The organism is Curtobacterium sp. MCPF17_003 (assembly GCF_003224385.1).
Taxonomy (GTDB): Bacteria; Actinomycetota; Actinomycetes; order Actinomycetales; family Microbacteriaceae; genus Curtobacterium; species Curtobacterium flaccumfaciens.
Window position 1 is genome coordinate 1 of sequence record NZ_QKLC01000012.1, and the last position, 22,856, is coordinate 22,856.

20 protein-coding genes and 3 tRNA genes are annotated in these 22,856 nt (G+C 68.7%); 11 read left to right on the forward strand and 12 right to left on the reverse strand.

Annotated features, from left to right (window positions below):
* The first annotated feature begins 4 nt into the window (after positions 1–4).
* The 6 genes from DEJ30_RS12495 to DEJ30_RS12520 all read left to right on the forward strand — a co-directional run bounded on the left by DEJ30_RS12495 (position 5) and on the right by DEJ30_RS12520 (position 6,143).
* Positions 5–553, forward strand: a complete 549-nt coding sequence (locus DEJ30_RS12495) for a DUF721 domain-containing protein (RefSeq protein ID WP_258369933.1) — start codon at positions 5–7, stop codon at positions 551–553.
* A 133-nt stretch (positions 554–686) separates the two neighbouring features.
* A complete protein-coding gene (gene gyrB, locus DEJ30_RS12500) occupies positions 687–2,690 on the forward strand; it encodes a DNA topoisomerase (ATP-hydrolyzing) subunit B (protein ID WP_110861890.1) in 2,004 nt (667 codons plus the stop codon).
* Positions 2,691–2,804: 114 nt separating this feature from the next.
* Positions 2,805–5,462 (forward strand): DNA gyrase subunit A, encoded by a 2,658-nt coding sequence (gyrA, locus tag DEJ30_RS12505; RefSeq protein ID WP_110861892.1) that lies wholly within the window; start codon positions 2,805–2,807, stop codon positions 5,460–5,462.
* Positions 5,455–5,862: a DUF3566 domain-containing protein gene (locus DEJ30_RS12510; protein ID WP_027466922.1), complete on the forward strand. Its 408-nt coding sequence runs from the start codon at positions 5,455–5,457 to the stop codon at positions 5,860–5,862. Before gyrA ends, DEJ30_RS12510 begins: the two co-directional genes overlap by 8 nt.
* A 75-nt stretch (positions 5,863–5,937) precedes the next feature.
* Positions 5,938–6,014 (forward strand) — tRNA-Ile (locus DEJ30_RS12515).
* Positions 6,015–6,070: 56 nt separating this feature from the next.
* Positions 6,071–6,143, forward strand: a tRNA-Ala gene (locus DEJ30_RS12520).
* 380 nt (positions 6,144–6,523) lie between these two features.
* Here DEJ30_RS12520 and DEJ30_RS12525 read toward each other — a convergent pair.
* Positions 6,524–7,099 (reverse strand): hypothetical protein, encoded by a 576-nt coding sequence (locus DEJ30_RS12525; RefSeq protein WP_110861894.1) that lies wholly within the window; start codon positions 7,097–7,099, stop codon positions 6,524–6,526.
* A 115-nt stretch (positions 7,100–7,214) separates the two neighbouring features.
* Here DEJ30_RS12525 and DEJ30_RS12530 point away from each other — a divergent pair, with 115 nt between their 5' ends.
* On the forward strand, positions 7,215–7,754 hold the full coding sequence (locus DEJ30_RS12530; protein WP_027466924.1) for a peptidylprolyl isomerase: 540 nt from the start codon (positions 7,215–7,217) through the stop codon (positions 7,752–7,754).
* A 7-nt stretch (positions 7,755–7,761) separates the two neighbouring features.
* Positions 7,762–8,616 carry a rhomboid family intramembrane serine protease gene (locus DEJ30_RS12535; RefSeq protein WP_110861897.1) on the forward strand — a complete coding sequence of 285 codons (855 nt, stop codon included), beginning with the start codon at positions 7,762–7,764 and terminating at the stop codon, positions 8,614–8,616.
* Positions 8,617–8,965: 349 nt separating this feature from the next.
* Here DEJ30_RS12535 and DEJ30_RS12540 read toward each other — a convergent pair whose 3' ends face one another.
* Positions 8,966–9,220: a cell division protein CrgA gene (locus tag DEJ30_RS12540; protein ID WP_110861899.1), complete on the reverse strand. Its 255-nt coding sequence runs from the start codon at positions 9,218–9,220 to the stop codon at positions 8,966–8,968.
* Between the two features lie 81 nt (positions 9,221–9,301).
* On the opposite strand from DEJ30_RS12540, the gene DEJ30_RS12545 reads away from it, so the two are divergent.
* A complete protein-coding gene (locus DEJ30_RS12545) occupies positions 9,302–9,946 on the forward strand; it encodes an aminodeoxychorismate/anthranilate synthase component II (RefSeq protein WP_110861901.1) in 645 nt (214 codons plus the stop codon).
* Positions 9,947–10,045: 99 nt separating this feature from the next.
* On the opposite strand, the gene pknB is transcribed toward DEJ30_RS12545, so the two are convergent.
* The 7 genes from pknB to DEJ30_RS12580 form a co-directional block, all read right to left on the reverse strand.
* Positions 10,046–11,842, reverse strand: coding sequence for a Stk1 family PASTA domain-containing Ser/Thr kinase (gene pknB / locus DEJ30_RS12550; RefSeq protein ID WP_258369917.1), 1,797 nt, complete (start codon positions 11,840–11,842; stop codon positions 10,046–10,048).
* 121 nt (positions 11,843–11,963) lie between these two features.
* Positions 11,964–13,712 carry a serine/threonine-protein kinase gene (locus DEJ30_RS12555; RefSeq protein WP_110861905.1) on the reverse strand — a complete coding sequence of 583 codons (1,749 nt, stop codon included), beginning with the start codon at positions 13,710–13,712 and terminating at the stop codon, positions 11,964–11,966.
* The gene (locus tag DEJ30_RS12560) at positions 13,709–15,163 is read right to left on the reverse strand and encodes a penicillin-binding protein 2 (protein ID WP_110861907.1); all 1,455 of its coding nucleotides are present in this window, start codon (positions 15,161–15,163) and stop codon (positions 13,709–13,711) included. The genes DEJ30_RS12555 and DEJ30_RS12560 overlap by 4 nt, the downstream gene beginning before the upstream one ends.
* The gene (locus tag DEJ30_RS12565; protein ID WP_110861909.1) at positions 15,160–16,593 is read right to left on the reverse strand and encodes an FtsW/RodA/SpoVE family cell cycle protein; all 1,434 of its coding nucleotides are present in this window, start codon (positions 16,591–16,593) and stop codon (positions 15,160–15,162) included. The genes DEJ30_RS12560 and DEJ30_RS12565 overlap by 4 nt, the downstream gene beginning before the upstream one ends.
* Positions 16,590–17,942 (reverse strand): Stp1/IreP family PP2C-type Ser/Thr phosphatase, encoded by a 1,353-nt coding sequence (locus DEJ30_RS12570; protein WP_110861911.1) that lies wholly within the window; start codon positions 17,940–17,942, stop codon positions 16,590–16,592. Before DEJ30_RS12570 ends, DEJ30_RS12565 begins: the two co-directional genes overlap by 4 nt.
* Before the next feature lie 6 nt (positions 17,943–17,948).
* Positions 17,949–18,500 carry an FHA domain-containing protein gene (locus DEJ30_RS12575; protein WP_110861913.1) on the reverse strand — a complete coding sequence of 184 codons (552 nt, stop codon included), beginning with the start codon at positions 18,498–18,500 and terminating at the stop codon, positions 17,949–17,951.
* Complete coding sequence (locus DEJ30_RS12580; protein WP_110861915.1) at positions 18,497–19,177, reverse strand: DUF3662 and FHA domain-containing protein; 681 nt, start codon at positions 19,175–19,177, stop codon at positions 18,497–18,499. The genes DEJ30_RS12575 and DEJ30_RS12580 overlap by 4 nt, the downstream gene beginning before the upstream one ends.
* Before the next feature lie 86 nt (positions 19,178–19,263).
* On the opposite strand from DEJ30_RS12580, the gene DEJ30_RS12585 reads away from it, so the two are divergent.
* Positions 19,264–19,350 (forward strand) — tRNA-Leu (locus DEJ30_RS12585).
* A gap of 75 nt (positions 19,351–19,425) precedes the next feature.
* On the opposite strand, the gene DEJ30_RS12590 is transcribed toward DEJ30_RS12585, so the two are convergent.
* On the reverse strand, positions 19,426–19,905 hold the full coding sequence (locus DEJ30_RS12590) for a hypothetical protein (RefSeq protein ID WP_110861917.1): 480 nt from the start codon (positions 19,903–19,905) through the stop codon (positions 19,426–19,428).
* A 90-nt stretch (positions 19,906–19,995) separates the two neighbouring features.
* Here DEJ30_RS12590 and DEJ30_RS12595 point away from each other — a divergent pair, with 90 nt between their 5' ends.
* Entirely contained in the window at positions 19,996–20,682 is a 687-nt protein-coding gene (locus tag DEJ30_RS12595; RefSeq protein WP_110862064.1) for an NUDIX domain-containing protein, read from the forward strand.
* On the opposite strand, the gene DEJ30_RS12600 is transcribed toward DEJ30_RS12595, so the two are convergent.
* Positions 20,665–21,282, reverse strand: coding sequence for a TetR family transcriptional regulator (locus DEJ30_RS12600; protein ID WP_110861918.1), 618 nt, complete (start codon positions 21,280–21,282; stop codon positions 20,665–20,667). The genes DEJ30_RS12595 and DEJ30_RS12600 overlap by 18 nt on opposite strands.
* A 20-nt stretch (positions 21,283–21,302) precedes the next feature.
* Entirely contained in the window at positions 21,303–22,838 is a 1,536-nt protein-coding gene (locus tag DEJ30_RS12605) for a PucR family transcriptional regulator (protein ID WP_110861920.1), read from the reverse strand.
* Positions 22,839–22,856 lie beyond the last annotated feature (18 nt).

Here is a 22,856-nt window from a genome sequence, read left to right on the forward strand (position 1 = left end):
AGATGTGTATAAGAGACAGCGCCAACCCGACCCCCGCCGGAGCCGACGCCTGATGCCGAAGCCCCGCAAGCCCACCGAACCCTCGCAGGTGTACCGCCACCTGCGCGCGGTGTTCGGCGACCCGTCCAAGCGCGGCACCGATGCCCGCCGCCGACGTGCCCGCGAGTTCGACGCCGACACCGTGCCGTACGGACGTGGCCGCGAGCCGAAGGGCCTCGCCGACATCGTCGGTTCGCTCGCCCAGGAGCTCGGCTGGACGGAACCCCTCGCCCGCTCCGAGCTGTTCGTGGACTGGCCGAGCGTCGTCGGCGAGGAGCTGGCGAAGCACTCCCGGCCGGTCACCATCGAGGACGGCGCACTGGTCATCCGGTGCGACTCGACGGCCTGGGCGACCCAGCTCAGACTGATGCGTGCGACGGTCACGACGACCATCGCGGAACGGCACCCCGAAGCCGGGGTCGAGTCGATCAGGGTTTCCGGCCCGGACGCCCCCACGTGGAAACGCGGCCCCAGGACGGTCCAGGGGCGCGGTCCTCGCGACACCTACGGTTGAGGCGACGAAATCATCCTGGAGTGCCAGAAAAGCCCGTCTGAGGGGCAGATGAGCCCTCGAAAGAGGGGGCTCTGCGGTAGACTGGGAGGTGCAGTGCGCGGGCGTTCCGCGCGCAGGCAGGAGCACGCTCGACATGGCAGCAGAATCTGAAGACGACCGGCAGAACCCGCTCGGCGCGGAGACCCCGCAGAGCGAACCGTCCTACGGCGCAGACCAGATTCAGGTGCTCGAGGGGCTCGAGGCCGTCCGCAAGCGCCCCGGTATGTACATCGGTTCGACCGGCCCGCGCGGTCTGCACCACCTGGTCCAGGAGATCGTCGACAACTCCGTCGACGAAGCCCTCGCCGGGTACTGCGACACCATCGACGTGAGCATCCGTGAAGACGGTGGCGTCCGCGTCGTCGACAACGGCCGTGGCATCCCGGTCGACGTCCACGCGGCCGAAGGGGTCTCGACCCTGCAGGTGGTCCTCACCGTCCTGCACGCCGGTGGCAAGTTCGGCGGTGGCGGCTACGCCGTCTCCGGTGGTCTGCACGGCGTCGGTTCGTCCGTGGTGAACGCGCTGAGCTCCGAGCTCGACGTCGAGGTCCGTCGGCAGGGCCACGTCTGGCGTCAGAGCTACACCGACGGTGTCCCCGTCGCGCCCGTCTCCAAGGACGAAGAGACGGACGAGACCGGCACGACGATCACGTTCTGGCCGAACGCCGAGATCTTCGAGTCCGTCGTCTTCGACTACGAGACCCTGCGGACGCGGTTCCAGCAGATGGCCTTCCTGAACAAGGGCCTGCGGATCAACCTGCGCGACGAGCGCACCCCGGAAGAAGGGGAAGAGGCGCGCAACGACACGTTCATGTACGAGCGAGGTCTCGCCGACTACGTCGAGTACATCAACGCGCAGAAGAAGGCCGACCTGGTCCACCCCGACGTCATCGGTTTCGAGGCCGAGGACCCGGAGCGCAAGATCGCGCTCGAGGTCGCGATGCAGTGGAACACCTCCTACCAGGAGAGCGTCCACACCTTCGCGAACACGATCAACACGCACGAGGGCGGAACCCACGAAGAGGGCTTCCGCGCCGCGCTCACGACCCTCGTCAACCGCTACGCGCGCGAGGCGAAGATCATCAAGGAGAAGGACGACAACCTCACGGGTGACGACATCCGCGAAGGGCTGACCGCCGTCATCTCCGTCAAGCTCGGCGAGCCGCAGTTCGAGGGGCAGACGAAGACCAAGCTCGGCAACACCGAGGCGAAGTCGTTCGTGCAGCGCGTCGTCGGCACCGAGCTGACCCACTGGTTCGAGAGCAACCCGACGCAGGCGCGCGACGTCGTCCGCAAGGCGATCCAGGCGTCGCAGGCACGTCTGGCCGCCCGCAAGGCGCGCGAGACCACTCGCCGCAAGGGGCTGCTCGAGTCGGGCGGCATGCCCGGCAAGCTCAAGGACTGCCAGTCGAAGGACCCGACGGTGTCGGAGATCTTCATGGTCGAGGGTGACTCCGCCGGCGGTTCCGCCGTGCAGGGCCGCAATCCGATGACCCAGGCGATCCTGCCCCTGCGCGGCAAGATCCTGAACGTCGAGAAGGCCCGGCTCGACCGCGCCCTCGCGAACCAGGAGATCCAGTCGATGATCACGGCGTTCGGTGCCGGCATCGGTGAGGACTTCGACCCGGACAAGGCCCGGTACCACAAGATCGTGCTGATGGCCGATGCCGACGTCGACGGTCAGCACATCACCACGCTGCTGCTCACGCTGCTGTTCCGCTACATGCGTCCGCTGATCGAGCACGGCTACGTGTACCTCGCGCAGCCGCCGCTCTACCGCCTGAAGTGGTCGAACTCGGCGCACGAGTACGTCTTCAGCGACCGGGAGCGCGACGCACTGATGCAGGCCGGCCTCGCAGCCGGCAAGCGCATCCCGAAGGACAACGGGATCCAGCGCTACAAGGGCCTCGGCGAGATGGACTACAAGGAGCTCTGGGACACCACGATGAACCCGGACACCCGCACGCTCCTGCAGGTCACGCTGGAGGACGCGGCTGCTGTGGACAGCGTCTTCTCGACGCTGATGGGTGAAGACGTCGACGCACGTCGCCAGTTCATCCAGCAGAACGCCAAGGACGTCCGCTTCCTCGACATCTAACGGCCAGGAGGCGCGGCGTGAGCCGCGTCGACCAGTCCTGACCACCTGTGGTCGCGCCCGGCGCGACCAACGGAACCACAGCCTCCAGGCTGTCCAGAAAGGGAACGAAGCCACATGGCTGACGACAACGAGAACGGCGCCGACGAGCAGCCCGAGATCGTCCACGGCGACAGCGGGGACATCGTCGTCTCCGGTGACCGCATCTCGCAGGTCGACCTGCAGCTCGAGATGCAGCGCTCGTACCTCGACTACGCGATGTCGGTCATCGTCGGTCGTGCCCTGCCGGAGGTCCGCGACGGCCTCAAGCCGGTGCACCGCCGTGTGATCTACGCGATGTTCGACGGCGGCTACCGCCCGGACCGTGCGTTCTCGAAGTGTTCCCGCGTCGTGGGTGACGTCATGGGCCAGTTCCACCCGCACGGTGACTCGGCGATCTACGACGCCCTCGTCCGCCTGGTGCAACCGTGGTCGCTCCGGTACCCGCTCGCGCTCGGCCAGGGCAACTTCGGTTCGCCGGGCAACGACGGCGCCGCCGCCCCGCGGTACACCGAGACGAAGATGGCGCCGCTCGCGCTCGAGATGGTCCGCGACATCGACGAGGACACCGTCGACTTCCAGGACAACTACGACGGCCGCACCCAGGAGCCGGCGATCCTGCCGGCCCGCTTCCCGAACCTGCTCGTCAACGGCTCGGTCGGCATCGCGGTCGGCATGGCCACGAACATCCCGCCGCACAACCTGCGCGAGGTCGCCGAGGGTGCAAAGTGGGCGCTCGACAACCCCGACGCCACCCGCGAAGAGCTGCTCGCCGCGCTCATGCAGCGCATCAAGGGCCCGGACTTCCCCACCGGTGCGCAGGTGCTCGGCACCAAGGGCATCCAGGACGCCTACCGCACCGGCCGTGGCTCGATCACGATGCGTGCCGTGGTCTCGGTGGAGGAGATCCAGGGTCGCACCTGCCTCGTCGTCACCGAGCTGCCGTACCAGGTCAACCCGGACAACCTGGCGATCAAGATCGCCGAGCTCGTCAAGGACGGCAAGCTCGCCGGTGTCGCCGACATCCGTGACGAGACCTCCGGTCGCACCGGGCAGCGCCTGGTCATCGTGCTGAAGCGCGACGCCGTCGCCAAGGTCGTGCTGAACAACCTGTACAAGCACACCCAGCTGCAGGAGAACTTCGGCGCGAACATGCTCGCGATCGTCGACGGGGTGCCCCGCACCCTGCCGCTCGACGGCTTCATCTCGGCGTGGGTCGCGCACCAGGTCGACGTCATCGTCCGCCGCACGCAGTTCCGTCTGCGCGAGGCCGAGAAGCGCGCCCACATCCTGCGCGGCTACCTGGCTGCGCTCGACGCCCTCGACGAGGTCATCGCGCTCATCCGTCGCTCGCCCGACGTCGAAGAGGCCCGCACCGGCCTGATGGACCTACTGTCCGTCGACGAGATCCAGGCGCGCGCGATCCTCGAACTGCAGCTCCGTCGTCTCGCCGCCCTCGAGCGTCAGAAGATCCACGACGAGGCCGAAGAGCTCGAGCGCAAGATCGCCGACTTCCAGGACATCCTCGGGTCGGAGAGCCGTCAGCGCTCGATCATCCGCGACGAGCTGAGCGAGATCGTCGACCGCTTCGGCGACGACCGGCGTACCGAGATCATGTTCGGCTACGACGGCGACATGTCGATGGAAGACCTGATCCCCGAAGAGGAGATGGTCGTCACCATCACCCGCGGTGGCTACGTCAAGCGCACGCGCAGCGACCAGTACCGCTCGCAGCACCGCGGCGGCCGAGGTGTCCGGGGGGCCCAGCTCCGAGCCGACGACATCGTCGAGCACTTCTTCGTCACGACGACGCACCACTGGCTCCTGTTCCTCACCGACCAGGGCCGGGTCTACCGCGCCAAGGCGTACGAGCTGCAGGAAGCCGGCCGTGACGCGAAGGGCCAGCACGTCGCGAACCTCCTCGCGATGCAGCCCGACGAGCAGATCCAGCAGGTACTCGACATCCGCGACTACGAGGTCGCGCAGTACCTCGTGCTCGCGACCGAGCACGGCCTGGTGAAGAAGACCGCGCTCACCGAGTACGACACGAACCGCACCGGCGGCATCATCGCGATCAACCTGCGCGACGGCGACAAGCTCCGCCAGGCGCTGCTCGTCGACGAGCACGACGATCTGCTCCTGGTGTCCCGCCAGGGCATGTCGCTCCGGTTCACGGCGACGAACGACACCCTGCGTCCGATGGGTCGCTCGACCTCGGGTGTGAAGGGCATGTCCTTCCGCGACGGCGACTCGCTGCTCGCAGCCCGGGTCGTCTCGGACGACGGCTTCGTCTGGGTGATGACCGAGGGCGGCTACGCCAAACGCACCGCGGTCGACCAGTACCGCGTGCAGGGCCGTGGTGGTCTGGGCATCAAGGTCGCGAAGTTGGCGGTCGACCGGGGCGATCTCGTGGGCGCTCTCATCGTCGGCGAGGACGACGAGGTGCTCGTCGTGCTGCAATCGGGCAAGGTGGTAAGGTCTGCCGTGGCCGAGGTCCCTGCCAAGGGCCGTGACACGATGGGCGTCGTCTTCGCGAGGTTCGCGGAGAACGACCGGATCATCGCGGTGGCCCGGAACACCGAGCGGAACCTGGACGACCAGGACGACGCCGAGATCGAGCCCGCGGGCCCGGTGGAGACGGTCAGCCCTGCCGAAGCGGCCCCGGATTCCACTGATCCCATCGACACCGAGCCCGTCGCAGACGAGGCCGGAGAGGACCAGTCAACCAATGAGTAGTGTCGCCGAGAAGCTCCAGAAGAAGGCGAAGCGTCCCGTCGGCACCCGCCAGGTGCGGTTGCGACTGGTCTACGTCGACTTCTGGTCGATGGTGAAGCTGAGCTTCCTCATCGCCCTGGCCGGCAGCATCGTGATCGTGGTCGCCACGGCACTGGTGTGGGTCATCCTGAACCAGACGGGTGTGTTCACCCAGGTCGACGCCCTGTTGAAGGACGTCACCGGCCAGAACAGTTACTCGATCATGGACCAGTTCTCGCTGGGCCAGGTCCTCGGGTTCTCCATCGTCGTGGGCATCCTCAACGTGGTCGTCGGCACCGTCCTCGGCGCCATCGTGAGCGTGCTCTACAACCTCAGTGTGCGGATCACGGGCGGTCTGCTCGTGGGCTTCACGAACAACTGACACACCCGGGCCGGATGGGCCAACTGCTCGATTTCGTTCCGACGGGATCGTACGGTAGGCTTTCATCCGGTCTGAGGGGCTATAGCTCAGGCGGTTAGAGCGCTTCGCTGATAACGAAGAGGTCCAAGGTTCAAGTCCTTGTAGCCCCACCAGTTCTCCGGAACACCACGACAACTCCATCCCGTCGCCGATCACCTCGGTGGCACTCGGGGCCTTAGCTCAGTTGGTAGAGCGCCTGCTTTGCAAGCAGGATGTCGGGAGTTCGATTCTCCCAGGCTCCACTCACGCCAGCCCCTGGTTGACGACTTCGTCGTCTGCCCAGGGGCTTCGTTCTGTGCTCGTGCGCGTCGCTCCGCGATGGCTGGATCCGCCATGCGATGTCGTCTTCTTCGAGTGGTCACGACATCCCGCATGCGCGCTGGCGAGGTTGCGTGCACTGTCGGCCGGCAAGCGCGTCGGCGACGGGTTGCGACCTCTCGGTGGCCACCGCGGCAGGTTGCGCGATCAGTGACGGACGGGAGGCGCGGGGCCAGGCCGGTGCGGGCCTCCAGGTCGGTGGGTGGGCGCCTTCAGGGCATGCGTGCGCGGGTGCACGAATGCCAGGCCCGGGAACGACGAAGGGCCCCGGCGACAGCCGGGGCCCTTCGTACGAACCGGGAGGTCAGGCGGCGGGCTTCTCCGCCGTGTCGGCGTCGTCGGCGACCCAGAGGTCGTCGTCGGCGCGGAGCGTCTGGTACGCGGCGTACGCAGCACCGGCGACGGCGACGACGCCGACGATGATGAGTGCGACTCCGCCGAAGCCGAGACCCTTCTTCTGCTGCGACGGGACGTACTTCGCCGCGGCCTTCTTCGCGCCCTTGCTCTTCTTCTGCGCGTTCTTCACGATCTTCTTGACCCGGGGGTCCTTCGCGAGATCGGTCACGCTCAGCATCGAACCAGCGGTCGAGACGAGTCCGGGGACCACCTCGGACTGGAACTTGTGCGAAGCGCTCTGCGCTGCCGAGGTGGCAGCGTGCACGCCGGTGGCGAACGCGGGACGGATCCCGTTGTCGATCGCGTTCTGCACGCGGGGTGCGATGTCCTTGCGAGCTGCGTCCGCGGCGTTCGACCGGGCCTCGGCCAGGATCGCGTTCGCGTGCTCGAGGACCTTGCGCTGCTCGCCGAGGAGCGAGGCGGTCTGGCCCTTGAGCTTCTTGATCTGCTTCCGACGCTTTCGCGGGATCTCGATCGTCGTCATCTGGTACCTCCATCGGATCGGCGTGCCCCCATCCTGCCACCACACTGCCTGACAGGTCACGGAACCGCAGCTGTGCAATCCGTCCGCGGTCAGGAGTACATGCGAGAATCGGAACATGTCTCTGCACACCGCTGTCGCAACGATCCACACCAACAAGGGCGACATCCGCGTCAACCTGTTCGGCAACCACGCACCGAAGACCGTCAAGAACTTCGTCGACCTCGCCACGGGCCAGCAGGAGTGGACCCACCCCGGCACGGGCAAGGTCTCGACCGACAAGCTCTACGACGGCGTGATCTTCCACCGCATCATCAAGGACTTCATGATCCAGGGCGGCGACCCGCTCGGCCAGGGCATCGGTGGCCCCGGTTACCGCTTCGACGACGAGATCTCCCCGGAGCTCACGTTCCAGAACCCCTACATCTTCGCCATGGCGAACGCCGGCATCCAGGGCGGCCGCGGCACCAACGGCTCGCAGTTCTTCATCACCACGGTGGCAACGCCGTGGCTGCAGGGCAAGCACACCATCTTCGGTGAGGTCGCCGACGACGAGTCCCGCGCGGTCGTCGACGCGATCGAGGGTGTTCCGACCGATGGTCGTGACAAGCCCGTCGAGGACGTCGTCATCCAGAGCATCGACGTCGAAGGCGTCTGACCCTCACGTGACCGACCAGGCGTACAACCCGAACAACACCTGCTACCGGCATCCGGACCGGCAGAGCTTCGTCCTCTGCCAGCGCTGCGGGCGGACGATCTGCCCGGAGTGCCAGACGCCGGCAGCGGTCGGGGTGCACTGCCCGGAGTGCGTGCGTGAACAGCGTGCACAGTTCGCAGCGAACCGCCGAGCGTCCGGAGCCCCCAGTGGGTTCACGGTCGCTCGGCGGCGCTTCGCCATGCTCGACCAGAAGGTCACGGTCGTCATCATCGCGACCTCGGTCGCCATCTGGCTGCTCGACCAGGTGAGCGGTGGGTTCTTCTCGAGCCTGTTCGCCTACAACTCGCTGTTGTTCCCGACCCAGCCCTGGCGCGTGGTGACGGTCCTGTTCGTGCACTCGGGCATCTTCCACATCCTGTTCAACATGTGGGCGCTGTGGATCTTCGGTCGGATGCTCGAGAACATGCTCGGTGCCTGGCGGTTCCTGGCGCTGTACTTCATCACCGGGATCTTCGGGTCGATGCTCGTGACCTTCCTCGCTCCGGGCACCTGGGTCGTCGGAGCGTCCGGTGCCATCTTCGGTCTCTTCGCCGCGTTCTTCGTGCTGCAGCGCAGCCTGGGGAACAACGCCGTGCAACTCCTCGTGATCATCGGGCTGAACCTGGTGATCGGGTTCCTGCCCGGGACCAACATCTCGTGGCAGGCGCACGTCGGCGGGATCATCGGTGGCTTCGTGATGGGCTTCGTCTTCGCGCAGACGCGGAACATCCGGAAGCGTCCGTTGCAGATCGCGTTGATCGTCGCTGCGGCGGTGCTCGGCCTCGCCCTCACTGCAGTCGGGTACGCCGTCACGGTCGGCTGACACGGCCGCAGCACCACCCTCGAACGCCCCGTCGCACTGCGGCGGGGCGTTCGTCGTTCCCGGGGCACCCGCTCCTGCTCATCCACGGCTCTCCACAGCGCCGCCGGGAGTTATCCACAGGTGTGGAGAACGCATCGAGTTACACCAGTGTGATTATCCCCACTGTGGACTCACCTGTGGATAACTCCGGGGTGCGGGTGTGGATGACCGTGTGGAGAGTGTGGAAAAGTGTGGAGAACGGCCCGATCGTCGAGGATCTGCGTTCCACTGGTGCTCGACGTTGTGGAGAACGACGACGCCCGCCGCACCTTACGGTGCGACGGGCGTCGAGAGAACGGGAGGCTCGGGGTCAGCGCCACCGGGTGGTCATGAGGAAGCCGACGAACATGATGCCGAAGCCGATCACGATGTTCCACGAGCCGAGGCTCGGAACCGGCAGCGTGGCGTTCGAGATGTAGAAGACGATCACCCACACCAGACCGATGAGCATGAAGCCGAACATGACCGGCTTGAACCACACCGGGTTCGGGGCGTCCCCCGCGGTGTCGACCGCGTCAGCTCGGGTCGTCCGGGCGGGCTTGGTGCGGTCCTTGTCCTTGGCCATGGCCGGTATCCTACCGTGACCACGTGTGTGGATCGGCCCGCGGACCGCCGCACACATCCCCCACGAATACGGTGAACCGCCATGACCAGGATCCTCGTCGTCGACAACTACGACAGCTTCGTCTACACGCTCAACGGGTACGTGCAGCAGCTCGGCGCCGAGACCGACGTCGTGCGCAACGATGCCTTCCCCGAGTCGGAGATCGCCGACCGCATCGCCGAGTACGACGGCGTGCTCCTGTCACCGGGCCCGGGAACGCCGGCGGCTGCGGGCGTCTCGATCCCCACGGTGCACGCGGCCATCGCAGCCGAGACCCCGCTGCTGGGAGTCTGCCTGGGGCACCAGGCCATCGCTGAGGCCCTCGGTGCCACGGTCACGCACGCCGAGGAGCTCATGCACGGCAAGACTTCCGAGGTCGACCACGACGACAGCCCGCTCTTCGCCGGCGTCCCCCACCCCTTCACGGCGACGCGGTACCACTCGCTCGCCATCGTCGACGGCACCGTCCCCGACGAGCTCACCGTGACCGCGCGCACCGAGGGTGGGGTCATCATGGGCGTCCAGCACCGTGAGCACCCCGTGTTCGGCGTGCAGTTCCACCCGGAGTCGGTCCTGACCGAGGGCGGCTACCGCATGGTCGGCAACTGGCTCGAGACCACCGGCCTGATCGGAGCCGCTGAGCGCGCCGCTGACCTCGGGCCACTCATCGCCACGCACCGCGCCTGACGCACCCGTCTGCCGTGCGTGGACCCGGAGATCACGCTCGGGGCTGTGGCGTCCGACCGGTCGTGCGCACGACGGACGGATCAGCGTCCGTCGTCACCGTCAGCGTCCGTCGTCACCGTCACCGCCGCGGTCGCCGTTGTCGCCGCTCGGGGTCGGGTTCTTCGCCGGTTCGTTCGGCGCCGCGCAGTAGGCCAAGGTGACGGTGCTGCCCTGGGCGATGTCGCCCTGTGGGGTGCTCTGCTGGGTGACCAGGCCGCCGGTGCACGAGTTCGACGGTGCCGGAGCGACCGTCAGTCCGAGTTGCTCGAGGGACGCCTTGGATTCGGTGTACGGCTGGTTCGTCACGTTCGGCAGCTGCACCTTGCCGTTCGAGACCGTGAGGTTCACCGCGGAGCCCTTGGTCTGGATCGAGCCTGACGCTGGATCGGAGCTCATCACGGTGCCGGAGGGGACATCGGGCGAGTACCCGGACGTGATGGCGCCGAGTGTGAAGCCCGCGCTGTCCAACGCCTGCTGTGCTGCTGCCTGTGACTGGCCGCTCAGCTCGGGGACGGCAACGGGCTCCGGACCCGAGGACACGATGACGTTCACGCTCTGGCTGCGTCCGACGTTGATCCCTGAGCCGGGGTCGGTGCGGATGACCGTCCCCTTGTCGACGTCGTCGGAGTTCTCCTCGACCTGGACCGCCTTCAGGTCGCGCTTCTCCAACGCGGCGGCGGCGGCGTCGTAGGACAACCCGGCGACGTTCGGCACCGAGACCGAGGACGACACCGGTGGCTTGCCCGGCTGCAGGTTCGCCACGAAGAAGACGACCCCGACCACGACGGCGACCGTCAGCAGGACGCCGACCCAGATCCACGCGACGGGCGGGCGGTTCTGCGTGCGCTGCGGACGGTGTTCGGCGGTGTCGTCGTCGAGCTCACGGAAGGCCGACGCGGCGTTCGAGGTCATGCGCGGATCGACCCCGAACAACACCGTCGAGGCGTCGTTCGCGGCGTTCTGCTGCAGCTTCTTCGTCGATGCCGGGACGTGCCCGGCGGCGGCCTGTTGCAGATCGGAGCGGAACTCGGCGGCGTTCTGGAACCGGCGGGTGCGGTCCTTGACGAGGGCGTGGAGTGTGACCGCGTCGAGCGCCGGGGAGATCGCGGGGGTGATGGTGGACGGCGCGACGGGCTGCTCACTGACGTGCTGGTACGCGACCGCGACCGGGGTGTCACCGAGGAACGGCGCGCGACCGGTGAGGAGCTCGAAGAGCACGACGCCGGTCGAGTACAGGTCGGTACGGGCGTCCACGGTCTCGCCGCGGGCCTGCTCCGGTGAGAAGTACGACGCGGTACCGAGGATCGACGTGGTCTGCGCGACCGTGGCCGAGGTGTCGGTGATGGCTCGCGCGATGCCGAAGTCCATGACCTTGACCTGGCCGCTGTGCGTGACCATCACGTTGGCCGGTTTGATGTCGCGGTGCACGACGCCCGCCCGGTGCGAGTACTCGAGCGCCGTGAGGATGCCCTCGGTGATGCGGACGGCCTCGTCGGGGGCGACGGCACCCTCGGCGATGATGTCGGAGAGCGGCCGACCCTCGACGTACTCCATCACGATGAAGGGGACCTGCACCTCGGCACCCGACGGCTCGGACACCGTCTCTTCGCCGGCGTCGTACACGCGCACGACGGTCGGGTGTGCCATGCGCGCAGCGGCCTGGGCTTCCTGGCGGAACCGCGTGCGGAAGACCGGGTCGTTCGCGAGGCTCGGCTTGAGGAGCTTCACCGCGACCTTCCGGCCGAGGCGGGTGTCGTTGCCGAGGTGCACGGTCGCCATGCCGCCCCGACCGATGACGTCACCGATCTCGTAGCGATTCGCGAGGAGCGTGATCCCCGCGGTCACACCTTCTGGCACGTACTCCTCCGTCTGTCGGTCCGGGCTAGTGTACGGCAGCCCCACCTGGTGGGAGGCTGGTCACCGCGCGCTCGACCGAACCGTTACCGAACGGTGTCGACAGTCCCCGTCCGGGGGGCGTTCAGTTCGGGTCCTGCGGACCCTGGCTCGGGTTGTTGCCCTCGGTCGGGTCGGTGGTCGGCTCTTCGGTGGCCTCCCACGTGGCGCTCGTGGTGGACGAGCTCGGCGAGGTCAGGTCGCCGCACTTCGCCGTGTACGAGAGCGAGATCGTGCCGGGTTCGGCGCCGGTGACCTCGATCGAGGTCGTGGTCACGGTGCCGGTCGACTGGTTCTTCGCGTCGGTGCCGTTGTTGATCGTGTAGGTGTACCCGCTCAGCGAGTGACCCGCCGGGCACGCCGTGAAGGCGTTCCACGAGAACGTCACCTTGCCGTCCGCCGAGACGGTCCCGGCGGTCGGGGCATCGGGCGCGGTCGTGACCGTCGGCACCGCGGTGTACGCCTTGATGGTCACGAGCGTGCCGGGTTCGAGGTTCCCGGTGGGGTCGAGCGACTGCACCGTGCCGACCTGACCGGCGTCGGCAGCCGGGTCGCCGTCGACGATCGTCGCCTCGAGTCCGAGCTGCTGCAGGCGCGCTTGGGCGTCCGTCGCCTTCACGCCGGTGTAGTCCGCCAGGGACACCGTCACTCGGCTCGGTGAAGGGGTCGCGGTCGGCGTCGGGGTCTGGCTGCGGGTCGGCTTCGGCGAGCTCGAGCTCTTCGTCGGAGCCGGCTCGGGGTCACCTGCACCGTTCAGCGCGACGGCTCCGATGACGGCTGCGACGGCGAGCAGGACGACGACACCGACGACCCACCAGATCCAGGCGCGCTTCTTCTTCGGCTCCTCGGGCTCCTCACCGACGGGGGACCCCGGGGTCCCTGGTCCGCCGACCATCGCGCCGGCCTGGGTACCGAGGAGTGCGGTGGCTGCGTCGTTCCCCTGGCCCTGCGGCGGGTTGAACGCGACGGTGCCGTTCTGCGCGATCGCGGGAACGGCCACGGTGGCAGCGGCGACGTCACCTCGACGCAGCGCCTGTGCGGCACGGGCGAGGTTGGCGGCCGTCGCGGGACGGTCGGCGGGCTTCTTCGCGATGCACGAGATGACCAGGGCCGAGACGGGCTCCGGGATGTCCCCGGGCAGCGGCGGCGGCTGCTCGTTGATGTGTGCCATCGCGATCGCGACCTGCGACTCGCCCGTGAACGGACGACGACCCGCCAGGGCCTCGTACGCGACGATGCCGAGCGAGTAGATGTCGGTCGACGGCGAGGCGGGGTGGCCGCTCGCCTGCTCGGGCGACAGGTACTGCACCGTGCCCATCACCTGGCCGGTCGCGGTGAGCGGGACCTGGTCGGCGATGCGGGCGATGCCGAAGTCGGTGATCTTGACGCGACCATCGGGCGTGATGAGCAGGTTGCCGGGCTTGATGTCGCGGTGCACCAGGCCGACCGCGTGTGCGGCCTGCAGGGCGTTCGCGGTCTGCGCGACGATGTCCAGCACCTTGTCGACCGGGAGCGTGTGCTCGCGCTCGATCATGGTCGACAGGGCCTCGCCGGGGACGAGCTCCATCACGAGGTAGGCGCTGCCGTCCTCTTCGCCGTAGTCGAAGACGTTGGCGATGCCCTCGTGGTTGACGAGGGCAGCGTGCCGGGCCTCGGCGCGGAAGCGCTCGAGGAAACCGGGGTCACCGAGGTACTCGTCCTTGAGGATCTTGAGTGCGACGGTTCGGCCGATGACGAGGTCGGTCGCCTGCCACACCTCGCCCATGCCGCCGATGGCGACCCGGGAGGAGAGCTGGTACCGCCCACCGAAGGTGAGTCCGCTGGTGGGTCTCATTTGTTCAGCACCGCCTCCATGACTTTCTTCGCGACCGGGGCCGCGACCGTGTTGCCGACTCCGGACTGCCCGAGCCCGCCGCCGTTGCCGACGACGACCGCCACGGCGACCTCCGGGTCCTTGGCGGGGGCGAACCCCGTGAACCAGAGCGTGTAGGGATCGCCGGTGCCACCTTCGGCCGTGCCGGTCTTGCCGGCGACGTCGACACCGTCGATCTTGGCATTGGTACCGGTCCCCGCGCTCACGACGCTCTGCATGGCCTCGGTGAGGTCAGCGGACTCGGAGGGCGACAGCGGATCACTGTACTGCCTCGGGGAGAAGGACTCGACCGTCTTCAGGTCGCTCGTGGTGATCGAGTCGATGAGTGAGGGCTGCATGACCTTGCCGTCGTTCGCGATGCCGGCCGACACCATCGCCATCTGCAGCGGGGAGACCCGGACGCTGGCCTGGCCGAAGGCGCTCAGCATGAGCTGGGCCGTCGAGTCGACGTCGGGGTACTGGCTCGCGGTGGCAGCCATCGGGATCTCGATCGCGTCGCCGAAGCCGTACTTGTCGGCCATGCTCTTGATCGCGTCGTACCCGAGCTTCTGGCCGAGTTCGGCGAAGGGGATGTTGCACGAGTACTGGATGGCCGTGCGGAGCTTGACCTTGTCGCCGCCGCCGCAGGTGCCGCCCTCGGCGTTGTTGATGTACGAGCTCGTCCCGGGCAGCTGCAGTCGCGACGGGTTCGGGAACGTGGAGTCGAGGTTGTACTTGCCACCCTCGAGTGCCGCAGAGGCCACCACGAGCTTGAACACCGACCCGGGTGTGTACAGGTCACCGCCGATGGCGCGGTTCTGCAGCGGGGCGGTGTCGGCGCCGAGCAGGGCGTCGTACTGCCGCTTGACCTCGGCCGTGTCGTGCGAGGTGAGCGAGTTCGGGTCGTAGCTCGGCTTCGAGACCATCGCGAGGATCTTGCCGGTCTTCGGTTGGATCGCGACGACGGCACCGCTGTTGGTGCCGAGGGCGTCGTACGCGGCCTGCTGCACGTCGGGGTCGATGGTCAGGTTGACGTTGTCGCCCTGGACGTCCTGGCCGGTGAGGATCGAGTTGAGGTTCTGGAAGAACGAGGCGTCCGAGTTGCCCGAGAGCACGGTGTTCTCCGCACTCTCGATGCCGGTGTTGCCCTGCCCGATCGTGAAGTACCCGGTCACCGCCGAGTACAGGTCGCCGTTCGTGTACTTCCGCTGGTACTGGTACTGGTCGTCCACCGGCGTCGACTCGGCGATCGGGCTGCCGTCCACGAGGATCGCGCCGCGCTTGGTCGAGTAACTGTCCAGGATGGTTCGGGAGTTCCGGGAGTCGGCGCGCAACGAGTCCGCTGCGAAGAACTGGATCGACGTCGTCGACACGAAGAGGGCGACGAACATGAGCACGATGACGGTCGAGACACCGCGGAGCTGTCGGTTCATCGACGACGCTCCTTCCTGGTCCGCCCGCTCGCGGCGGGGAGCGCGCCCTGCTGGACACGCTGTTCGGCGGGGATCGAGTCGGTCAGGCGCAGCAGCATCGCGGCGATGATCCAGTTGGCGATGAGCGACGAACCACCGGCGGCCATGAACGGCGTCGTCAGGCCCGTCACGGGGATGATCCGGGTGATGCCGCCGACGACCACGAACACCTGCAGGGCGATGATGAAGCCGAAGCCGACACCGAGCAGCTTGCCGAAGTCGTCCTGCGCCATGAACCCGACGCGGATGCCACGCGATGCGAACACGATGAAGAGGGCGAGGATCGCGAAGACGCCGATCAGGCCGAGCTCTTCACCGAGCGACGCGACGATGTAGTCGGCGTTGGCGACCGGCGTGATGTACGGCCTGCCCTGCCCGAGCCCGGTTCCGGTGATCCCGCCGTTCGCGAAGCCGAACAGGCCCTGCACGAGCTGGTAGCTCGCCTGGGTGTCGCGGCTGAAGACCTCTTGGTTGAACGGGTCGAGCCACTGTTCGAAGCGGCCGCGCACGTACTCCAGGACACTCTGTGCGACGAGGGCACCACCGATGAACAGCGTGAGACCGATCGCGACCCAGCTGATCCGTGCCGTGGCGACGTAGATCATCACGAGGAACAGGCCGAAGTAGAGCAGGGCGGTGCCGAGGTCACGCTGGAACACGAGGACGGCCATCGCGGCGCCCCACATCACCAGGATCGGGCCGAGGTCGCGGGCGCGCGGGAACGTCATGCCGAGGAACTTCTTGCCGACGATCGACAGCGAATCCCGGGCGGTGACGAGGTACCCGGCGAAGAACAGCGCCATGGTGATCTTCGCGAGTTCTCCGGGTTGGAACGAGAACGGGCCGATCCTGATCCAGACCCGCGCGCCACCGATGTTCGTGCCGATGCCCGGCAGCATCGGCAGGAGCAGCAGGACGATCGTCAACGCCATGAAGATGTACCGGTACCGCTGCAGGAACCGGTGGTTGCGGACGGCGACGAGCGTGATGATCGCCAGGACCATCGCGAGCATCGTCCAGACGATCTGCTTCACGCCGATGGCGTCCCAGCCCGACAGGCCGTTGTGGACGTCGATGCGGTAGATCTCGGCGATGCCGATGCCGTTCAGGACGAGCGCGATCGGCAGGATGAACGGGTCGGCGTTCTTCGCCACGACGCGCAGCACCACGTGCATGACGAGCGCGAGGCCGAGGATGCCACCGCCGACCCAGAGCACCGACTGGTCGAACAGCCGGCCCTTGGTGCCGAGCTGCACGAGCACCATCGCACCCGCGCAGATGCCGCATGCGATGACGAGCAGGAAGAGCTCGAGGTTCCGCGCGCGGGCGGGCTCCCGGAGCTTGATCGTGATCGCCTGGGTGAAGGACTGGGCGGCCGTGGCGTTGCTCATCGCGGGCTCCGCGTCGGACTCGGCGACGTTGATCGCGTCGGCGAGGGCGACGGTGACGAGCTGGCGTCGCCGTCCCCACCGGTGCCGGCCTGGTCCTCGCCGGTCGCGGCGGCCTTGCGCAGACGGTCGACGATGTCACGGGCGTCGGTGAGGGACTGTGCGTTGATCGTCGAGCGGACGTTCTCGCGGGTGTAGTCCGGCAGCGACGAGACTGCGATGTCGGTGTCCTCGTACACGTCCGACAAGGCCAACGGCCCGATCGACTGCTGCACGCCCTTGTAGATCGCGACGGTGCCGCGGTCGGTGCCGACGTAGTAGTGGTCCTGCGTGATCCGCCAGCCGACGAACACCGCGCCGACGAGCACGGCGACCGCGACCACGAGCGCGACGGTCCAGGACACCCGACGGCGGATGCGGCGTCGGCGGTCCTCGGCGATGAGCTCGGCGAAGAACTGGTCGGACTCGGGCTCGAAGTGCGAGTCCTCGGGCGCGGTGGTGACCTTGAGCGGGTGCAGCAGGATCGTGGGGAGGCGGATCGGCTTGCGGCCGGTCGACGCCTCGAAGGTGAGCGGTGCCGCAGCGGAGCCGACCGTGGTGGCCGCGTCGTCGTCGTCCTCGGGTTCGGTGTCCGTGACGTCCATCACCACGACGGTGACGTTGTCGGGGGCGCCGTGGTCGAGCGTCTCCTTCACCAGGCGCTGCGTGACCTGGTTGGCGTCCATGTTCGAGGCCAGGGCGTGGCGGATGCGCTCTTCGGCCAGGTACGAGGACAGGCCGTCGGAGCAGAGCAACCAGCGGTCGCCCGGCTGGATGTCCATGATCGCCGTGTCGACCTCGGGTGCGGCGTCGACGTCACCCAGCACGCGCATCAGCACGGAGCGACGCGGGTGGACCGCGGCTTCCTCCGGCGTGATCCGGCCGCTGTCGACGAGCCGCTGGACGAAGGTGTGGTCGGACGTGATCTGCTGCAGCTCGCCGTCGCGGTGACGGTAGATGCGGGAGTCGCCGATGTGCGCGATCGCGATCTGCTCGCCGACGCGGATCATCGCGGACACCGTGGTGCCCATGCCGGTGAGCTCCTGGTGCTCGAACACGGTCTCGGTGATCAGCTGGTTCGCCGCGATGAGTGCCGACTGCAGCGCGAACTCGGCGTCGTGTGCCGACGGGAACTCGCGGTCGACCTCGCGGATGCGTCGGATCGCGATCGCCGAGGCGACGTCACCGCCGGCGTGGCCGCCCATGCCGTCCGCCACCGCGAACAGGTGCGCCCCGGCGTAGCCGGAGTCCTGGTTGTTCGCGCGGATGCGCCCCACGTGGGACACAGCGGCGCTCAGCGTGCGAGCGGTCATGCCGGGTTACCGCCGCAGCTCGAACGTCGTCGTCCCGATCGTGATGGGCGTGCCCTCTGCCACGAGGACGGGAGCGCTCACCTTCTGACCGTTGACGAAGGTGCCGTTCGTGGACTCGAGGTCGGTGAGGAGCCAGCCGTCGGCGCGGAGGTCGAGGCGGGCGTGGTTGGTCGAGGTGTAGTCGTCACGGATCACGACGTTCGACTCGCTCGAACGCCCGATCGTGATCGGGCCGCCGCCCAGGGGCATCTCCATGCCCTCGCGCGCACCCTCGGTGATGACCAGGCGGGACGCGGCCGGCGAGGCGGGACGCTGCGCACCACCGGGTTGGCCGATCACGTCGGTGAACGCACCGCTCGAGGCGGGGCCGGGGGCCGCCGCAGCAGGGACGGTGGGGGTGCTCGGTCCGGACGGCGCCGACTTGGGATCGGTCGGGATCGTGCGGACGCGCTGGCCGAAGAGATCGCTGCGCAGGGCGAACACGATCACGAAGACGAACAGCCAGAGCACCGCGAGGAAGGCGAAGCGCAGGACGAGCAGGGTCAGGCCTGTGGTCATCGAGCACCTCCGTCGTTCTCCGGGATCACCCGGAACACCATACGGGTACGACCGATCTCGATGGTGGAGTCCGGCTCGACGATCGCCTGCTGGAAGTGCTGACCGTTCAGCTTCGAGCCGTTCGTGGAGCCGAGATCGGTGGCCTGGGCGTGCTTGCCGTCCCACAGCAACTCGACGTGCTTCCGGCTCGTCCCGGTGTCCGCGATGGTGATGTCGGCGTCGCTGCCGCGCCCGATCACCGTGCGCCCGCGGTGCAGACGGTGTCGCTGCGAGCCGATGTCGAGCACCGGGATCCAGGCCACATCGCGCTGCACGGTGGTGGAGTCGACCTGCAGGATCCCCGTCGAGAGCGTGCCGTCCTGCTGGAGTCGGATGGTGACGGGGCCGGAGAACGAGTAGTTCTGCGCGACGGCGTGTTGGTGCACCATCTGGGTCAGTTCGTCGATGAGCGGGCGACCGACGTCGTTCATGCGCGTGAAGTCCGGCGGTGCCAGACGCACGGTGAACTCGTTCGGCACGAGGATGCGCTCGCGGGAGACCACTGCGGCCTTCGTGTCGAGCTCGCGCCGCAGGGCGCTCGAGATCTCGACGGGCTGCACCCCGGAGCGGAAGGTCTTCGCGAACGCGCCGTTGACGGCGCGTTCCAACCCTCGCTCGAAGTTGTCCAGCAGGCCCATGCGTCTCCCGTGTCGTCGGTCGTCAACCACTGCATGGTAGTGGTTGGCGTTGACACCCGTCTGTGCGTGGTAGTGTTTCGGGGCTGGCGCGAGTGGCGGAATTGGTAGACGCGCACGGTTCAGGTCCGTGTGCTGGAAACGGCGTGGGGGTTCAAGTCCCCCCTCGCGCACCAGGCGAAAACAGGAAAGGCCCCGGAGGAATCCGGGGCCTTTCCTGTTTCTTCGGAGTCGTCCGCGGTTCCCGGCTGTCAGGCCCCATCGGCGTCCGTCGTGTGGTCGGCATTCGGCCTGGAGGCACGGCTCGGCCCCGACACGCCGGTTCCGTCGAACCCGTGGTCGGCTCTCCGTGCCTGCTGCGAGGCGAAGAACGGGCGCGCGCTGGGCAGGAAGAGCAGGACCGCGGCGACGACCGACAGCGCGATCGTCAGGACCGCGAGTTCGCCACCGGTGAGGCTCAGGAGCGCGCGGAAGGCCGCGACGACGACGAGCACGATGCGCGCGACCCGGGACCCCGCGGCCATCCGGAACACCGCCCACGTCACCAGGGCCCAGAGCACCAGCGCGACGATCCCGGCGAGGACCGGTGCCTGGCCGACCGCCGCGTCCGTCGCGAAGAACCGGAGCACGGTGGCGGCGACGCAGGCTGCCACCCACACCAGCCACAGCACGAAGGACACGGTGACCACCTGCGGTCGGTCCGGTCGTCGGAGGATGAACGTCCTGGTCATGCTGCACCGTCCTCTGCCGCTCCCTGGTGCGGCACGTCGAGCGTACCGAGCGGACGGAGTCCTGCCGAGGTGGCCCGCTACCGTGACCGGGTGACCGACGAACGCGCGACCGCTCCCCGTCCCGGTGTCGACGTGCCCGACGACCGCGGCCGCATCGGACTCGACGCCGTGGGCCGTGCCCTCGACCGCAACCCCGACGTCGTCGTGCGGGACGTCGAGGTGGTGTCGAACGGCTGGCACGTGCTCCGCCGCACGACCCTCGACGTCCGGCGCCGTGACGGTCGGTGGGACCGGCAGCAGCGCGAGACCTACGACCGCGGCAACGGTGCGACGGTCCTGCCGTACGACGCCGAGCGCGGCACCGTCCTGCTCACGCGGCAGTTCCGGTGGCCGGCGTACGTGAACGGACATCCGGACGGCATGTTGGTCGAGGCCGCGGCGGGACTGCTCGACGAGGACGACCCCGAGACCGCGGTGCGGCGTGAAGCGGCCGAGGAGCTCGGCATCCGGCTCGGTGCGCTCGAGCACCTGGGCGACGTGTTCATGAGCCCCGGTTCGGTCACCGAGCGGGTCCACTTCTACCTCGGCGCGTACACCCCGGCTGACCGTGTCGAGGCCGGTGGCGGCGTGGAGGACGAGGGCGAGGACATCGAGGTGCTCGAGGTGCAGCTCGACGAGGCGCTCGCGATGGTGGCGGACGGTCGGATCGCCGACGGCAAGACGATCATGCTGCTGCAGTGGGTGGCGCTGCGGCGGGCGTCACCCCGACAGGGCTGACCCGTCCAGGCCCACCGCTCGCGCGATCGTCGTGCGGACCAGCCCCTCGCGGGTCGGGCGGTCGAGGTAGTCGACCAGGGCGTACCCGTTGGTGGCGTCGACGAGCGCGAAGAGCAGGCGTCCGACGCCGTCCGGGTCGTCGGTGTGCAGCACGCCCGCGCGCACACCCTCGACGACGACCGTGGTCGCGAGGAGCTGCCAGTCGTCCATGACGTCCCGCGCCGCGGTCGCCAGTGCCGCGTTCGTGCGGCCGATGCTCCACGCGTCGGCCCACAGGGTGGCGACGTCGTCGCGGGCGGGATCGGCGATGCAGCCGAGCAGGGTGCGGAGGCGGGAGACGGGGTCGGGCGCAGCGGCGACGACCGCGCGGACCTCGGCGACCTCGGCGACCGCGACGGTGCGGAACGTCTCGCCGACCAGGTCCTCCATGCTCGGGCGGTAGTGGGCGACGAGCGAGGGCGCGACCCCGATCACGGCGGCGACCCCGCGGAGCGTCACCGCCGCGAGGCCCTCGGCGCGCGCCAGGTCGACGGAGGCCGCCGTGATCTGGTCTTCGCGTTCGGCCGGGCTCAGGCGCCGGCGGGCCGGTGTCGACGGCATCGTCCCACCGTATCCGCGCGTCACGCGCCCTCGACCACGAAGGCTGCCCAGAGGTCGGCCCGGGTCGAGAAGACGGAGAGGTCACGGTCGAGGAGCCTTCCCGCGTGCTCCACCCGGGCGCGGGCGGTGTGCCGGTGGATGCCGAGGACCCGTGCGGCCCGGTCGTACTCGCAGTTCTCCTGCAGCCAGGTCCGGACGGTGCCCGTGAGCTCGGTGCCGGCCGTGCGGTCGTGGTCGAGCAGCGGGGCGAGGAACGCGCGGGCGACGGCACCGGCGTCCACGTCGACGTGGGCGAGGTGGGCGAGGACGCCCTCGCGCGCGAGGTCGCCGAACTCGGTGGTGCCCGGGCGTCCTTCACGGCGTCGGTCGAGTGCCTGCACTGCCTCGGTGCGGGCGCGTCCGAACGACCGGTACGCAGTGCCGTCGGACAGGCCGGCGCGCAGGTCGAAGCGGTCGACGAGTTCAGCGACGATCCCGGTGTCGTCCGCGTTCACGCAGAGGAACAGGGCGTCGTCGACCGCGAAGAACAGGTGCCCCGGCCGGTCCTGCACCCACAGTTCGAGCAGGTCGACCACGGTGTCGAGGTCGTGGTCGAGGACGTCGACAGCGGCGATCCGGACGGGTTCGGCGGGCAGCGGCCCCCACACCTCGCGTGACGTCGCCTGCACCACCTCGGGTTCGCCGACGGACAGCATCGTGAGGAGTCCGGTGCGCAGGAGTCCCCGGGCGCGGGCGAGTTCACGGTTCTGCTGCAGGGCGAGGCCGGCCAGGGCGATGACGGCCGTGACGACCTCGCGTCCGGCCCGGTCGAGGGCTCCGCCGTTCGCGATCGCGAGCACGCCGCTCAGGTGCCCGCCGCTGCCGAGCGTCTGCAGGGTGTACCCGCCACCACCGTCCGTGGCGACCGGCAGGCTCGCCCGCTGGCCGGAGCGCAGCAGCCGTAGCGCCTCGGTCCGCAGGAGGTCGAGGTCGGCAGCGGGCAGCCCGTCAGCGGGGTGTCCGCGGTCGAGCCGACCGGAGACGTCGAACAGGCCGACCCACCCGTCGAGCTGCCGGGACAGCTCGGCGATGGTCGCGCCGAGTCCGTCGGGTCGCATCGCGGCGAGCGAGATGGCCCGCTGCGCGGCGAGGGCCCAGGCACCGCGTGCGTTGGCGTCCCGCGCGACCGCTTCGGCGTTGGCCTGCGCGACCGCGATGAAGGAGGTCTCGTAGGGCACCTCGAACAGCGGCAGTCCGTGCCGGGTGCAGGCGGCGACCAGGGCGTCGGGGGTGCCGGCGCGGACCACCTCGGTGCCGAAGCCGAGCGCCACGACACCACCGTCCACGAGCCGCCGGACGTAGGCCTCGGCGACGTCGTCGCGCACCTCGGCCTCGGCGCCGAACTGCGTGCCGGTCGTGAGCAGCCCCTGACCCTCGGAGAGGAACGGCGTCGGGTCCTCGAGGTCCGAGCTGTGCAGCCAGGACAGCGGGGCATCGAGGGCGTGCTCGTCCGCGTCGTTGAGTGGGCGCAGGTGGAGTTCACCCCGGTGCAGCAGGGAGCGCAGCGTTGCGGGCATGCCGTCACCCTATCCACC

Excerpts from the sequence above, each read along its gene's own strand:
- DEJ30_RS12570 (WP_110861911.1), bottom strand. The coding sequence starts at position 17,942 with ATGACCGCTCGCACGCTGAGCGCCGCTGTGTCCCACGTGGGGCGCATC.
- DEJ30_RS12565 (WP_110861909.1), bottom strand. The coding sequence starts at position 16,593 with ATGAGCAACGCCACGGCCGCCCAGTCCTTCACCCAGGCGATCACGATC.
- DEJ30_RS12540 (WP_110861899.1), bottom strand. The coding sequence starts at position 9,220 with ATGGCCAAGGACAAGGACCGCACCAAGCCCGCCCGGACGACCCGAGCT.
- DEJ30_RS12525 (WP_110861894.1), bottom strand. The coding sequence starts at position 7,099 with ATGACGACGATCGAGATCCCGCGAAAGCGTCGGAAGCAGATCAAGAAG.
- DEJ30_RS12530 (WP_027466924.1), top strand. The coding sequence starts at position 7,215 with ATGTCTCTGCACACCGCTGTCGCAACGATCCACACCAACAAGGGCGAC.
- DEJ30_RS12555 (WP_110861905.1), bottom strand. The coding sequence starts at position 13,712 with ATGAGACCCACCAGCGGACTCACCTTCGGTGGGCGGTACCAGCTCTCC.
- DEJ30_RS12605 (WP_110861920.1), bottom strand. The coding sequence starts at position 22,838 with ATGCCCGCAACGCTGCGCTCCCTGCTGCACCGGGGTGAACTCCACCTG.
- DEJ30_RS12590 (WP_110861917.1), bottom strand. The coding sequence starts at position 19,905 with ATGACCAGGACGTTCATCCTCCGACGACCGGACCGACCGCAGGTGGTC.
- DEJ30_RS12600 (WP_110861918.1), bottom strand. The coding sequence starts at position 21,282 with ATGCCGTCGACACCGGCCCGCCGGCGCCTGAGCCCGGCCGAACGCGAA.
- DEJ30_RS12580 (WP_110861915.1), bottom strand. The coding sequence starts at position 19,177 with ATGGGCCTGCTGGACAACTTCGAGCGAGGGTTGGAACGCGCCGTCAAC.
- gyrB (WP_110861890.1), top strand. The coding sequence starts at position 687 with ATGGCAGCAGAATCTGAAGACGACCGGCAGAACCCGCTCGGCGCGGAG.
- DEJ30_RS12575 (WP_110861913.1), bottom strand. The coding sequence starts at position 18,500 with ATGACCACAGGCCTGACCCTGCTCGTCCTGCGCTTCGCCTTCCTCGCG.
- gyrA (WP_110861892.1), top strand. The coding sequence starts at position 2,805 with ATGGCTGACGACAACGAGAACGGCGCCGACGAGCAGCCCGAGATCGTC.
- DEJ30_RS12510 (WP_027466922.1), top strand. The coding sequence starts at position 5,455 with ATGAGTAGTGTCGCCGAGAAGCTCCAGAAGAAGGCGAAGCGTCCCGTC.
- DEJ30_RS12545 (WP_110861901.1), top strand. The coding sequence starts at position 9,302 with ATGACCAGGATCCTCGTCGTCGACAACTACGACAGCTTCGTCTACACG.
- DEJ30_RS12560 (WP_110861907.1), bottom strand. The coding sequence starts at position 15,163 with ATGAACCGACAGCTCCGCGGTGTCTCGACCGTCATCGTGCTCATGTTC.